The organism is Pseudomonas sp. P5_A2_2 (assembly GCF_054177685.1).
In genome coordinates this window covers 17,286-31,494 of the sequence record NZ_JBGCUL010000008.1, presented here as the reverse complement: position 1 = coordinate 31,494, position 14,209 = coordinate 17,286, and the positions used below count along the sequence as shown (strand labels likewise).

Genomic DNA, 14,209 nt, shown 5'->3' with positions numbered 1-14,209 from the left:
TTCTGTGCGAAATTTGATTCTTGTTGGACCGATGGGTGCTGGAAAAAGCACCATCGGCCGGTTGCTGGCCAAAGAGCTGCGCCTGCCATTCAAAGATTCCGATAAGGAAATTGAATTGCGCACGGGCGCCAATATCCCTTGGATCTTCGATAAAGAAGGCGAACCGGGCTTTCGTGATCGCGAGCAGGCAATGATTGCCGAGCTGTGCGATTACGACGGTGTGGTGCTGGCGACAGGCGGGGGCGCGGTCATGCGCGAAGCCAATCGCCGGGCACTGCATGCCGGTGGGCGAGTGGTTTATCTGCATGCGTCGGTCGAGCAGCAGGTCGGTCGCACGGCCCGCGACCGCAATCGGCCACTGTTGCGTACTGCCGATCCGGCCAAGACCCTTCGGGATCTGTTGGCGATCCGCGATCCGCTTTATCGGGAAATTGCCGACCTGGTGGTCGAAACCGATGAGCGACCGCCACGAATGGTCGTACTCGACATTCTAGAGCGCTTGCAGCAGCTGCCACCCCGTTAAAGCGCCGCGCGAAATGCGCTATCCTCGACGTCGCGCCATGACCGCTCAAGGTTGTGGCGGATGGCTACCGAACGGCGTCACACCAGCAGAGGCCGTGGATATTCGTAAACTCAGGGCAGGATGCCTGATTCATCTTCACTGTGGGGACACATGCAGACACTCAAGGTCGATCTAGGCGAGCGCAGCTACCCGATTCATATTGGCGAAGGTTTGTTGGATCAGCCCGAGCTGCTGGCCCCGCATATTCGCGGACGGCAAGTAGCGATCATCACCAACGAGACTGTTGCGCCGCTCTATCTCGAGCGTCTGACCCGCAGCCTGGCGCAGTTCTCGGTGATTTCCGTGGTGCTGCCCGACGGCGAAGCCTTCAAGACCTGGGAAACCCTGCAACTTATTTTCGACGGCCTGCTGACTGCCCGGCATGACCGCCGCACCACAGTGATCGCCCTCGGTGGCGGTGTGATCGGTGACATGGCCGGCTTTGCCGCCGCCTGCTACCAGCGCGGCGTCGATTTCATTCAGGTTCCGACCACGCTGCTGTCTCAGGTCGACTCTTCGGTGGGCGGCAAGACCGGGATCAACCATCCGCTGGGCAAGAATATGGTCGGCGCCTTCTACCAGCCCAACGTGGTGCTGATCGATACTGCCAGCCTCAATACCCTGCCGGCGCGCGAGCTGTCCGCCGGATTGGCCGAAGTCATCAAGTACGGGCTGATCTGTGATGAGCCTTTCCTGACCTGGCTTGAAGACAACGTCGACCGCCTGCGCAATCTGGATCAACAAGCCCTGACTTATGCCATCGAGCGCTCCTGCGCGGCCAAGGCGGCGGTGGTCGGCGCCGATGAGAAAGAGACCGGTGTTCGTGCCACCTTGAACCTGGGCCACACTTTTGGCCACGCGATCGAAACCCACATGGGCTATGGTGTGTGGCTACATGGTGAAGCTGTGGCTGCTGGCACCGTAATGGCGCTGGAAATGTCCAGGCGACTGGGCTGGATCAGCGAGCAGGAGCGTGATCGCGGCATTCGTCTGTTCCAGCGTGCGGGTCTGCCGGTCATTCCGCCAGAAGAGATGACAGAAGCCGATTTTCTCGAACACATGTCCATTGATAAAAAAGTGATCGACGGTCGTTTGCGCCTGGTGCTGCTGCGCCGCATGGGTGAAGCGGTGGTGACCGACGATTATCCGAAAGAGGTTCTACAGGCCACGCTGGGGGCAGACTACCGCGCCCTGGCCCAGCTTAAAGGTTAATAAGAACACGATGACTAGTTTGCATGCCGACGAGGCTTTCCTCGGCCATTACCAGTTGAGTCATGACCCTTTTGCTCCTCGGGTGCCTGGCTTCAAATTTTTCCCGGCCCAGCGCAAGCCCGTGCTGGGACAACTGCATCACCTGGCGCGTTACAGCCAGTTGCTGCTGGTGGTCACCGGTCCCGAGGGCAGTGGCAAGACCCTGTTGCGTCAGGCCCTGGTTGCCAGCACCAACAAGCAATCGGTACAAAGTCTGGTGGTGTCCGCCCGCGGCGCCGGCGATGCGGCCGGGGTGTTGCGTCAGGTGGCCCARGCGCTGAACGTTGCCCAGGCTGATGCCGACGCTATTCTGGCCCAGGTGGTGCAGCTTGCACTGACCGGGCAGGAAGTCTATCTGCTGGTCGATGACGCCGAACAACTCGACGAGTCCGCCCTTGAGGCGCTGATGACCCTGGCTGCCGGCGCGCCTGAAGGCCGCCCGCATGTGTTCCTGTTCGGTGAAACTTCGCTGATTGCTCAGCTTGAGGCTTTGCATCTCGAGGAAGAGCGTTTCCATGTCATCGAGTTGCAACCCTACACCGAGGAAGAAACCCGCGAATATCTGGAGCAGCGGCTTGAAGGCGCTGGTCGCGGTATCGAACTTTTCACCGCAGATCAGATCTCTGATATTCACGAAAGCTCCGAAGGTTGGCCTGGCAGCATCAATCAGGTCGCCCGCGATGCAATGATCGAAGCCATGATCGCCAGCCGCTCAGCGGTCAAGCGTCCAAAAATGGGGTTCAATATGCCGAAGAAACACGTATTGGCGATTTCCGCCGTGGTCGTGGTCGCGGTAGCTGCCGCCTGGCTGATGCCGGGTCGCAACAAGGCACCGACCACGGGTGCACCGGCCAACGAACAGGCGCAACTGCCGCTTGGCCAGGGTCAGCCAACAGCGAATGGCGGTGCTCCGGCCGTCGAATTCGCCGGTAATACGCAGCCGATGCCGTTGCCGTTGGTCGGTAACTCGCAACCGGTCATGCGCGGTCCGCTGGCTGAAGCCGCGGGTGGCATTACCGAGGGCGACGACGGCGTGCCGGTTGAAGGTTCCAGCGCCACACCGCCGACCGTCACCACAACCGCACCGCCTGTGGGTGTTCCTGCCGGTCCTGCGCCGACGCCAGCGGCCAAGCCGACCCCTGCGCCGACTCAGGTCGCCACCGCCAAGCCAGCGCCTGCTCCAGTGGCCAAACCTGCTCCAGCCCCAGCCAAGCCAGCCGTTGCTGCTGCGGCCAAGCCTGCCGAGAAACCGGCTCCGACTCCGGCGGCCAAGGCTGCTGGCGGCACCTGGTACGCAGGGCAAGCACCGGGCAACTACGTGGTGCAAATCCTTGGCACCAGCTCTGAAGCGAGCGCGCAAAGCTTCGTCAAGGAGCAGGGCGGCGAGTACCGTTACTTCAAGAAAGTCCTCAACGGCAAGCCGCTTTACGTGATCACCTACGGCAACTTCGCCAATCGTGATGCAGCTGTTTCCGCCATCAAGGCCTTGCCAGCGAAGGTTCAGGCTGGTAAACCTTGGCCTCGCACTGTCGCCAGCGTCCAACAGGAACTGGCAACAACTCGCTGAAGATTCGGCGGCCTTACCCAGGCCGCCTCTCCAAGCACCTCAAAATTTCTACAAGCGCGCGCCGCCTTCCGGGCTGCGTGCCTTGTGGTGTCTGCGTCACAGTAGTCTTTGAGTCGTTGCGGTCAAAATTAAAAAAAGTTTTGACTAGCACAGCAGATCGCTTTAAACCTTTCACAAATGCGACATAGATTTGCGGCATTTCGTCGTCAAATTTGTGAGGCTAAGTGTCGGTGTGTACAATGACCTCCCTTTTGTCCCCGCAAAGCTGGCGTACGTTCGGCGTGGATGGCAAGTGGTTGAATTGAAAAGAAATTTGCTTCGCGAGAAGCAGCCTGGTGAGAAAGTGTCTATGAAAGCAGGTCTGTACCAACCAGATGAATTCAAGGATAACTGCGGTTTCGGCCTGATAGCCCATATGCAGGGCGAGCCCAGTCATACCCTTTTGCAAACGGCCATCGAGGCCCTGACCTGCATGACCCACCGCGGTGGGATTAATGCCGACGGCAAGACCGGTGACGGTTGCGGTCTGCTGATTCAAAAGCCGGACGTGTTCCTGCGAGCCATCGCCCAGGAAACCTTCGGCGTCGAAATGCCCAAGCAATACGCTGTGGGCATGGTTTTCTTCAACCAGGACCCGGTCAAAGCCGAAGCCGCTCGCGAGAACATGAACCGCGAGATCCTTGCCGCCGGCCTGCAACTCGTCGGCTGGCGCAAAGTGCCGATCGACACCAGTGTCCTCGGCCGCCTGGCCCTTGAGCGCCTGCCGCAGATCGAGCAAGTGTTCATCGGCGGTGAAGGCCTGAGCGATCAGGACATGGCCGTCAAACTGTTCACCTCCCGTCGTCGCTCGTCTGTGGCCAACGCCGCTGACACCGACCACTACGTCTGCAGCTTTTCGCACAAGACCATCATTTACAAAGGCCTGATGATGCCGGCGGACTTGACCGCCTTCTATCCGGACCTGAGCGATGAGCGCCTGCAAACCTCGATTTGCGTGTTCCACCAGCGCTTCTCCACCAACACCCTGCCGAAATGGCCGCTGGCCCAACCGTTCCGCTTCCTGGCGCACAACGGCGAGATCAACACCATCACCGGCAACCGCAACTGGGCCGTGGCCCGTCGCACCAAGTTCACCAACGATCTGATGGACCTGGAAGAACTCGGCCCGCTGGTCAACCGCGTGGGTTCCGACTCTTCGAGCATGGACAACATGCTGGAGCTGATGGTCACCGGTGGCATCGACCTGTTCCGTGGCGTGCGGATGATCATTCCGCCGGCGTGGCAGAACGTCGAGACCATGGACCCGGATCTGCGTGCGTTCTACGAATACAACTCGATGCACATGGAACCGTGGGACGGCCCGGCCGGCGTGGTAATGACCGACGGTCGTTACGCGGTGTGCCTGCTCGACCGTAACGGTCTGCGTCCGGCGCGTTGGGTCACCACCAAGAACGGCTTCATCACTCTGGCCTCGGAAATCGGTGTCTGGAACTACCAGCCTGAAGACGTGATCGCCAAGGGCCGTGTGGGACCTGGCCAGATCTTTGCCGTGGACACCGAAACCGGTCAGATCCTCGACACCGACGCCATCGACAACCGCCTCAAGTCCCGTCATCCGTACAAGCAATGGCTGCGCAAGAATGCCCTGCGCATCCAGGCGACCATGGAAGACAATGACCACGGTTCAGCGTTCTACGACGTCGATCAGCTCAAGCAATACATGAAGATGTACCAGATCACGTTCGAAGAGCGCGACCAGGTGCTGCGTCCGCTCGGCGAACAGGGCTACGAAGCCGTGGGCTCGATGGGCGACGATACGCCGATGGCCGTGCTGTCCCAGCGCGTGCGCACGCCGTACGACTATTTCCGCCAGCAGTTCGCGCAGGTCACCAACCCGCCGATCGACCCGCTGCGTGAAGCCATCGTCATGTCGCTGGAAATCTGCCTCGGTGCCGAGCGCAACATTTTCCAGGAGTCGCCGGAACACGCTTCGCGCGTGATTCTCAGCTCGCCGGTCATTTCCCCGGCCAAGTGGCGCTCGCTGATGAACCTCGATCGTCCGGGCTTCGAGCGCGCGATCATCGATCTCAACTACGACGAAAGCGTCGGTCTCGAAGCGGCAATCCGCAATGTTGCCGATCAGGCTGAAGAAGCCGTGCGCTCCGGTCGCACTCAGGTCGTACTGAGTGACCGTCACATCGCTCCAGGCAAATTGCCGATCCACGCATCCCTGGCGACCGGCGCGGTGCACCACCGCCTGACCGAAAAAGGCCTGCGCTGCGACTCCAACATCCTGGTGGAAACCGCGACCGCTCGCGATCCGCATCACTTCGCCGTGTTGATCGGTTTCGGCGCCTCCGCCGTTTATCCGTTCCTGGCTTACGAAGTGCTGGGCGACCTGATCCGTACCGGTGAAGTGCTGGGCGACCTCTACGAGGTGTTCAAGAACTACCGTAAAGGCATCACCAAGGGGCTGCTCAAGATCCTGTCGAAGATGGGCATCTCGACCATCACTTCGTACCGCGGTGCGCAGTTGTTCGAGGCCATCGGCCTGTCCGAGGAAGTCTGCAGCCTGAGCTTCCGAGGCGTACCGAGTCGCATCAAGGGTGCGCGTTTCGTCGACATCGAAGCTGAGCAGAAGGCCCTGGCCACAGAAGCCTGGAGCCCGCGCAAGCCAATCCAGCAGGGTGGTTTGCTGAAGTTCGTCCACGGTGGCGAATATCACGCGTACAACCCGGACGTGGTCAACACCCTGCAGGCCGCCGTGCAGCAGGGTGACTACAGCAAGTTCAAGGAATACACGTCGCTGGTGGACAACCGCCCGGTGTCGATGATCCGCGACCTGCTGAAAGTCAAAACCCTCGACACGCCGTTGGATATGAGCGAAATCGAACCGCTGGAATCGGTGCTCAAGCGCTTCGACTCCGCCGGTATCTCCCTGGGCGCCCTGTCGCCGGAAGCTCACGAAGCCCTGGCCGAAGCCATGAACCGCCTCGGTGCGCGTTCCAACTCCGGCGAAGGCGGCGAAGACCCGGCGCGCTACGGCACTATCAAGAGCTCGAAAATCAAGCAGGTCGCCACCGGCCGTTTCGGTGTGACCCCGGAGTACCTGGTCAACGCTGAAGTGCTGCAGATCAAGGTCGCCCAGGGCGCCAAGCCTGGCGAAGGTGGTCAACTGCCAGGCGGCAAGGTCAACGGTCTGATCGCCAAGCTGCGTTATGCAGTGCCGGGCGTGACCCTGATTTCGCCGCCGCCGCACCACGACATCTATTCGATCGAAGACTTGTCGCAGCTGATTTTCGACCTGAAACAGGTCAACCCGCAGGCGCTGGTCTCGGTGAAGCTGGTAGCAGAAGCGGGCGTCGGCACCATCGCTGCCGGTGTGGCCAAGGCCTATGCGGACTTGATCACCATCTCCGGCTACGACGGCGGCACCGGTGCATCGCCGCTGACCTCGATCAAATACGCGGGCGCTCCGTGGGAACTCGGCCTGGCCGAAACCCACCAGACCCTGCGCGGCAACGACCTGCGCGGCAAAGTCCGGGTGCAGACCGACGGCGGCCTGAAAACCGGCCTTGACGTGATCAAGGCGGCAATCCTCGGCGCTGAAAGCTTCGGCTTCGGCACCGCGCCAATGATCGCTCTGGGCTGCAAATACCTGCGCATCTGCCACCTGAACAACTGCGCCACCGGCGTTGCGACCCAGAACGAGAAGCTGCGCAAGGATCACTACATCGGTACCGTCGACATGGTGGTGAATTTCTTCACCTACGTCGCCACCGAGACCCGTGAGTGGCTGGCCAAGCTGGGCGTGCGCTCCCTCGAAGAGCTGATCGGCCGTACCGATCTGCTGGAAGTCCTCGAAGGACAGACCGCCAAGCAACATCACCTGGACCTGACTCCGTTGCTGGGCAGCGACCACGTGCCGGCGGACAAACCGCAGTTCTGCGGTGTGGAACGCAACCCGCCGTTCGACAAGGGCCTGCTGGCCGAGAAAATGGTCACCATGGCCACCTCGGCGATCAATGACCTGAGCGGTGCCGAGTTCGACCTGGAAATCTGCAACTGCGACCGTTCCATCGGTGCGCGCATCTCTGGCGAAATCGCGCGCAAGCACGGCAACCAGGGCATGGCCAACGCGCCGATCACGTTCCGCTTCAAAGGCACGGCCGGGCAAAGTTTCGGCGTGTGGAACGCTGGCGGCCTGAACATGTACCTGGAAGGCGACGCCAACGACTACGTCGGCAAGGGCATGACCGGCGGCAAGCTGGTGATCGTTCCGCCCAAGGGCAGCGTCTACCGCACCCAGGACAGTGCCATTATCGGCAACACCTGCCTGTACGGTGCTACTGGCGGCAAGCTGTTCGCTGCCGGCACCGCGGGCGAGCGTTTTGCCGTGCGTAACTCTGGTGCCCACACTGTGGTGGAAGGCACTGGCGATCACTGCTGCGAGTACATGACTGGTGGTTTCGTCTGCGTATTGGGCAAGACCGGTTACAACTTCGGCTCTGGCATGACCGGCGGTTTCGCCTACGTGCTCGACCAGGACAACAGCTTCGTTGACCGGGTCAACCACGAACTGGTGGAAATCCAGCGGATCAGCGGCGAGGCGATGGAAGCCTACCGCAGCCACCTGCAAAACGTGCTGAACGAGTACGTCGAGGAAACAGATAGCGAGTGGGGTCGTGAACTCGCCGAAAACCTCGATGACTACTTGCGCCGTTTCTGGCTGGTCAAGCCCAAGGCTGCCAACCTGAAATCGTTGCTTTCCAGCACCCGTGCCAATCCGCAGTGATATGCGCCTGAAGAGTTTGATGAGGTTTTAAAATGGCTGAACGTCTGAATAATGACTTCCAGTTCATCGAGGTCGGGCGCAAGGATCCGAAGAAGAAACTGTTGCGTCAACGCAAGAAAGAGTTCGTGGAAATCTACGAACCCTTCAAACCCCAGCAGTCGGCCGACCAGGCCCACCGCTGCCTGGGTTGCGGTAACCCGTATTGCGAGTGGAAGTGCCCGGTGCACAACTTCATTCCCAACTGGCTGAAGCTGGTGGCCGAGGGCAACATCCTCCAGGCCGCCGAGCTGTCGCACCAGACCAACACCCTGCCGGAAGTCTGCGGCCGGGTGTGCCCGCAGGATCGTCTGTGCGAGGGTGCCTGCACCCTCAACGACGGTTTCGGCGCGGTGACCATCGGTTCGGTGGAGAAGTACATCACCGACACCGCGTTCGCCATGGGCTGGCGCCCGGACATGTCCAAGGTCAAGCCGACCGGCAAGCGTGTCGCGATCATCGGTGCCGGGCCTGCAGGCCTGGGCTGTGCCGACGTGCTGGTGCGCGGCGGCGTGACCCCGGTGGTGTTCGACAAGAACCCGGAAATCGGCGGTCTGCTGACCTTCGGCATCCCCGAGTTCAAGCTGGAAAAGACCGTGCTGAGCAATCGTCGCGAAGTCTTCACCGACATGGGTATCGAGTTCCGCCTCAACACCGAGGTAGGCACGGACGTGACCATGGAGCAACTGCTCGAAGAATACGATGCGGTCTTCATGGGCATGGGCACCTACACCTACATGAAGGGCGGCTTTGCCGGGGAAGACCTGCCGGGCGTGCATGACGCACTGGACTTCCTGATCGCCAACGTCAACCGCAACCTGGGCTTTGAAAAGTCGCCGGAAGACTTCGTCGACATGAAAGGCAAGAAGGTTGTGGTGCTGGGCGGTGGCGATACGGCGATGGACTGCAACCGTACGTCGATCCGCCAGGGCGCCAAGGCAGTGACCTGTGCCTATCGTCGTGACGAAGCGAACATGCCGGGCTCGCGCAAAGAGGTGAAGAACGCCAAGGAAGAAGGCGTGAAATTCCTCTACAACCGCCAGCCGATCGCCATCGTTGGTGAAGACAAGGTCGAAGGTGTGAAGGTGGTCGAGACCCGTCTCGGCGAACCGGACGCCCGTGGCCGTCGCAGCCCCGAGCCAATCCCGGGCTCCGAAGAGATCATCCCGGCCGACGCCGTGGTCATCGCCTTCGGTTTCCGCCCGAGCCCGGCGCCGTGGTTCGAACAGTTCGAGATCCAGACCGACAGCCAGGGCCGCGTGGTGGCGCCGGAACAAGGTCAGTACAAGCACCAGACCAGCAACCCGAAAATCTTCGCCGGTGGCGACATGGTGCGCGGTTCCGACCTGGTGGTAACGGCGATCTTCGAAGGCCGCAATGCGGCGGAAGGGATCCTGGATTATCTGGGCGTGTAACCCCCGATCCAGAGCCAAATGCAATACCCCCTGTGGGAGCGAGCTTGCTCGCGATAGCGGTGGACCAGTCGACAGAAATGTTGAATGTGACGCCGCCATCGCGAGCAAGCTCGCTCCCACAGTTGTTTCGCGGTGTTGCTAAACTCTGTATTTCATTGCGACAAATTGACCCGAAAGACAAAAGCCTCCGCTCTTGCCGTGCCTTTTGCGCCCGGCTCTGAGAAAATGCCCTCACTTTTTTTCCGGATGCCGACATGACTGCCCTGAAGAACGACCGTTTCCTGCGCGCCCTGCTCAAGCAACCCGTAGACGTCACCCCCGTGTGGATGATGCGTCAGGCCGGTCGCTACCTGCCTGAATACCGCGCCAGCCGCGCCAAGGCCGGCGATTTCATGAGCCTGTGCATGAACCCGGCGTTCGCTTGCGAAGTCACGATGCAGCCGCTCGACCGTTATCCACAGCTGGATGCGGCGATCCTCTTTTCCGACATCCTGACCATCCCCGATGCCATGGGCCAGGGCCTGTACTTCGAAACCGGTGAAGGTCCGCGCTTCAGGAAAGTCGTCAGCACCCTGGCCGACATCGAATCCCTGCCGATTCCTGACCCACAGAAAGACCTGGGCTATGTGATGGACGCGGTCAGCACCATCCGCCGCGAACTGAATGGCCGCGTACCGTTGATCGGTTTCTCCGGTAGCCCATGGACCCTGGCGACCTACATGGTCGAAGGCGGCTCGTCGAAAGACTTCCGCAAGACCAAGGCCATGCTCTACGACAACCCGCAAGCCATGCACCTGCTGCTGGATAAACTCGCGCAGTCGGTCACCGGCTACCTCAACGGCCAGATCATGGCCGGTGCACAAGCGGTGCAGATCTTCGACACATGGGGCGGCAACCTGTCCGCTGCGGCGTATCAGGAATTCTCCCTGGCCTACATGCGCAAAATCGTCAGCGGCCTGATCCGCGAGCACGAAGGTCGCAAGGTGCCGGTGATCCTGTTCACCAAGAATGGCGGCCTGTGGCTGGAGAGCATTGCCGAGGCTGGCGCCGATGCGTTGGGTCTGGATTGGACCTGCGACATAGGCAACGCCCGTGCCCGTGTTGGCGACAAGGTCGCGCTGCAAGGCAACATGGATCCGACCGTGCTCTACGCCAAGCCGGAAGCGATTCGCGCTGAAGTCGGGCGCATTCTGGCCAGCTACGGCAAGGGCAGCGGCCACGTGTTCAACCTCGGTCATGGCATTACGCCTGAAGTCGATCCGGAACATGCTGGTGCATTCCTGCGTGCCGTGCATGAATTGTCGGCGCAATATCACGAGTGATCGCTGCCCGATAAAAAACGCCCAGTACAAAATGTGGGAGCGAGCCTGCTCGCGATAGTGGTGGATCAGTCAGCAAAATGTATTGGCTGACACTCCGCAATCGCGAGCAGGCTCGCTCCCACAGTGGTTTGTGGCTGGCAGAAAAAGGCTATCTCAGGTCTTTGCATCACTCAACAACGGCAACTTCGCCAGCTTCAACGCGACCAGCAGCGCAATCACCAGCAGCGTGCCAATGAACAACCCGATCCCGTTCCAGCCGCCCAGGTGCCAGAACACGCCGCCTGCCGTTCCGGCGATGCTCCCACCGGCGTAATAGCTGAACAGGTACAGCGACGATGCCTGCCCCTTGGCCGTGGTGGCGCGGCGGCCGATCCAGCTGCTGGCCACCGAGTGGGCGCCAAAGAAGCCGAAGGTAAAGATCAGCATGCCAATGATCACCAGCGGCAGCGGCGTGAACATCGTCAAGGCGAGACCACCGATCATCAGCGCGATGGTACTCCAGAGCATTTTGCGGCGACCGAGTTTGTCGGCCAGCGAGCCGATTTTCGCTGAGCTGTAGATGCCCGACAGGTACACCACCGACAGCAAGCCGACAAAGGCCTGTTCCATGTGGTACGGCGCGGCCAGCAGGCGATAGCCGATGTAGTTGAACAGCGTGACGAACGCGCCCATCAACACAAAGGCTTCAAGAAACAGCAGGGGCAGGCCGGCGTCGCGAAAGTGCATGGTGAAACCGTCGAGCAGGCTGCGCGGGTGAAGCGAGCGGGCGCGGAAGTTGCGCGATTCCGGGAGGATTTTCCAGAACACCGCCGCGGCGATCAGCGCCAGGCCACCGATCACCAGCATCGCCGTGTGCCAGCTGACGAAGTCGATCAAAACCCCGGTGATCAAGCGTCCGCTCATCCCGCCAATCGCGTTGCCACCGATGTACAAGCCCATGGCGAGGCCGATGTGCTGTGGGTGGATCTCTTCGCTCAGGTAAGTCATCGCAACCGCGGCCAGACCGCTCAACGACAATCCAATCAACGCCCGCATCAGCAGCACACCGTGCCAGCTCGGCATCATTGCACTGGCCATGGTGCACAGCGCAGCGGCGAACAGTGCGGCCACCATCACTGGTTTACGCCCGATACGGTCGGAAATCGGGCCAGTGATCAGCAGGCCGATGGCAAGCATACCGGTGGCGATAGACAGGATCAGGCTGCTCTGCGCCGCGTTGATGGAATACTCGTGGGACAGCAGCGGCATCATCGGCTGCACGCAGTAGAGCAGGGCGAAGGTCGCGAAGCCGCCGCAGAACAACGCCAGCACCGTGCGCATGAACGCCGGCGTGCCTTTTTCGATGTAGATCTCCGCCCGCTCAGCGGCGATAGCGTCCGCTGCTGCGGGAGGAACTTCATGGGCGAGTGGGGCGACAGCAGTTTTCACGTTGGACCTCGGAGGGCGCAGCCGGTCAGGCAATGAAAAAATCATATAGCTGGCTAATGATTCAATCCAATATATTGTTCGACCTGTTTGATAGCTTTTACGACCTAATGGGGTTTTCATGGAATTGCGTCACCTGCGCTACTTCATCGCCGTCGCCGAAGAACTGCACTTCGGCCGCGCCGCACAGGTACTGGGCATCTCCCAGCCACCGCTGAGCCAGCAAATTCAGGCGCTGGAACAGGAAGTCGGCGCACGGCTGTTCGAACGTACCAATCGTCGGGTCGAGCTGAGCGAGGCCGGTCGGCTGTTTCTGCAAGAGGCACGGCTGGTGCTGGCGCAGGTCGACAAAGCGGCGGATGTCGCGCGACGGGCGCAACTGGGCGAGTTGGGTGAGCTGAAAATCGGCTTCACCTCGTCGGCCCCGTTCAACTCGACCATTCCCCAGGCGATTTTCTCTTTCCGCCAGCGCTTCCCGGCGGTGCACCTGAACCTGCGGGAAATGAGCAGCACCCAGGTGGCCGATGCGCTGGTGGACGAGTCGATCGAAGTCGGCATCATGCGCCCACTCGGGTTGCCGGACTGCCTCAGCGTGGTCGAGCTGATGCGCGAGCCGCTGGTCGCGGTGCTTAGCTCCAAGCACCCGTTGGTCGAGGGCAGCGAGGAAGGCTTGTTCCTGTCAGCCCTGGCGCTTGAGCCCTTTGTGTTTTTTCCGCGCAGCTACGGTAGTGGCCTGTATGCGCAGCTGCTCAGCCTGGCCCGGGACTCCGGCTTCAGCCCGCACTTTGCCCAGGAGGCCGGAGAGGCGATGACCATCATCGGGCTTGTGGCCGCAGGTCTTGGTGTATCGGTGCTGCCGGCGTCTTATCAGCGGATGCGCATCGACGGTGTGGTCTACCGCTCGCTGCTCGATCCGGCGGCGGTGTCGGCGGTGTGGCTGGTGCAGCGAAAGGATCAGAAGTCGGCGATGGCGAGGGCGTTTGTCGAACTGCTGACGAGGAAGGTTGAGCCGTTGCAGGCGTGACTGCTGCGCAGTCAATCGCGAGCAAGCTCGCTCCCACAGTGGGTGGGTGGTGTGGCGAGCATTGTGTTCACAGCGCTGGACCCTGTGGGAGCGAGCTTGCTCGCGATGGCGTCCGAGAGAACACCAAAAAGACCAGCTGTCTGGGGCGAGAATGTACCAACCCTGCCGGAAGCTTCACCACCCGCCGTAGGACATTTCCGAAATCCTTCGCAAAGGCTACAGCGCCTTGCGACGTTGCCTGCAACTACTCCAGAATCCGCCGGCTTGTGCGCTGTGAGGGCCATCGCTAACTTGATTCGTGTCACTGATGGTCAGTGATCGGGTTTAGCAGCCCGTAGTTACATGTAGCGTATTAGCGCTCCTGAAAGGCAGGTATCTCCATACCTGCTCTTGACGGCCGCTGTGCGCAGGGCGCCTTCGGGTGCGCCGGTTCATGTAACCCGGTCTGCTAACCTGCGTACAGCTGCCACCCTTTTGATTCGTAGCGACTCGGTGTCGGCTCCTCTTTTCTGGGCACTGAATCATGACCAATAAAGCAAAAAACCGGTCGGACACCGATCCGGATACCTCACGCCAACCCAGCAAAATCTTTCTCGTCGCTCCTGAAGTCGACAACCACACTCTGCTGGAGTACGCATGTGTGTCACTGGCATCTGCGAATGCCATGGCGAGCGACTTTGCGAGGAGTCTGAACGGAGCGCAAAGCAACACCCTGCTGGGCATTCAGCAGTCGATCATGCTGGGGGAAATGGCGGTGAACCGGGTGTTGGATAACCTGGAGTCGCGCTAGTAAATCACTGGTAACTGATCGT

General features: G+C 60.7%; 9 protein-coding genes. 8 read left to right on the top strand and 1 reads right to left on the bottom strand.

From position 1 onward, the window contains the following. The first annotated feature begins 4 nt into the window (after positions 1–4). From aroK to hemE, 6 genes are all read left to right on the top strand, one after another. On the top strand, positions 5–523 hold the full coding sequence (aroK, locus tag ACXRVY_RS02460) for a shikimate kinase AroK (protein ID WP_015093141.1): 519 nt from the start codon (positions 5–7) through the stop codon (positions 521–523). Positions 524–673: 150 nt separating this feature from the next. After that, complete coding sequence (gene aroB / locus ACXRVY_RS02455) at positions 674–1,774, top strand: 3-dehydroquinate synthase (RefSeq protein ID WP_223457759.1); 1,101 nt, start codon at positions 674–676, stop codon at positions 1,772–1,774. A 10-nt stretch (positions 1,775–1,784) separates the two neighbouring features. Next, the gene (locus tag ACXRVY_RS02450; RefSeq protein WP_223457757.1) at positions 1,785–3,380 is read left to right on the top strand and encodes an AAA family ATPase; all 1,596 of its coding nucleotides are present in this window, start codon (positions 1,785–1,787) and stop codon (positions 3,378–3,380) included. Positions 3,381–3,729: 349 nt separating this feature from the next. Beyond that, the gene (gltB, locus tag ACXRVY_RS02445; protein ID WP_223457756.1) at positions 3,730–8,175 is read left to right on the top strand and encodes a glutamate synthase large subunit; all 4,446 of its coding nucleotides are present in this window, start codon (positions 3,730–3,732) and stop codon (positions 8,173–8,175) included. A 32-nt stretch (positions 8,176–8,207) separates the two neighbouring features. After that, positions 8,208–9,626 (top strand): FAD-dependent oxidoreductase, encoded by a 1,419-nt coding sequence (locus ACXRVY_RS02440; protein ID WP_223457755.1) that lies wholly within the window; start codon positions 8,208–8,210, stop codon positions 9,624–9,626. A 254-nt stretch (positions 9,627–9,880) separates the two neighbouring features. Further along, positions 9,881–10,948: a uroporphyrinogen decarboxylase gene (hemE, locus tag ACXRVY_RS02435; RefSeq protein ID WP_223457753.1), complete on the top strand. Its 1,068-nt coding sequence runs from the start codon at positions 9,881–9,883 to the stop codon at positions 10,946–10,948. Positions 10,949–11,101: 153 nt separating this feature from the next. Here hemE and ACXRVY_RS02430 read toward each other — a convergent pair whose 3' ends face one another. After that, positions 11,102–12,421 carry an MFS transporter gene (locus ACXRVY_RS02430; RefSeq protein ID WP_263289574.1) on the bottom strand — a complete coding sequence of 440 codons (1,320 nt, stop codon included), beginning with the start codon at positions 12,419–12,421 and terminating at the stop codon, positions 11,102–11,104. A 73-nt stretch (positions 12,422–12,494) separates the two neighbouring features. Between ACXRVY_RS02430 and ACXRVY_RS02425 the strand changes: the two genes are divergently transcribed. Then, positions 12,495–13,397: a LysR family transcriptional regulator gene (locus tag ACXRVY_RS02425; RefSeq protein ID WP_223457749.1), complete on the top strand. Its 903-nt coding sequence runs from the start codon at positions 12,495–12,497 to the stop codon at positions 13,395–13,397. A gap of 523 nt (positions 13,398–13,920) precedes the next feature. Beyond that, positions 13,921–14,187 (top strand): DUF6124 family protein, encoded by a 267-nt coding sequence (locus tag ACXRVY_RS02420; protein ID WP_223457747.1) that lies wholly within the window; start codon positions 13,921–13,923, stop codon positions 14,185–14,187. Positions 14,188–14,209 lie beyond the last annotated feature (22 nt).

Excerpts from the sequence above, each read along its gene's own strand:
- aroB (WP_223457759.1), top strand. The coding sequence starts at position 674 with ATGCAGACACTCAAGGTCGATCTAGGCGAGCGCAGCTACCCGATTCAT.
- gltB (WP_223457756.1), top strand. The coding sequence starts at position 3,730 with ATGAAAGCAGGTCTGTACCAACCAGATGAATTCAAGGATAACTGCGGT.
- ACXRVY_RS02440 (WP_223457755.1), top strand. The coding sequence starts at position 8,208 with ATGGCTGAACGTCTGAATAATGACTTCCAGTTCATCGAGGTCGGGCGC.
- hemE (WP_223457753.1), top strand. The coding sequence starts at position 9,881 with ATGACTGCCCTGAAGAACGACCGTTTCCTGCGCGCCCTGCTCAAGCAA.
- ACXRVY_RS02430 (WP_263289574.1), bottom strand. The coding sequence starts at position 12,421 with ATGATTTTTTCATTGCCTGACCGGCTGCGCCCTCCGAGGTCCAACGTG.
- ACXRVY_RS02425 (WP_223457749.1), top strand. The coding sequence starts at position 12,495 with ATGGAATTGCGTCACCTGCGCTACTTCATCGCCGTCGCCGAAGAACTG.
- ACXRVY_RS02420 (WP_223457747.1), top strand. The coding sequence starts at position 13,921 with ATGACCAATAAAGCAAAAAACCGGTCGGACACCGATCCGGATACCTCA.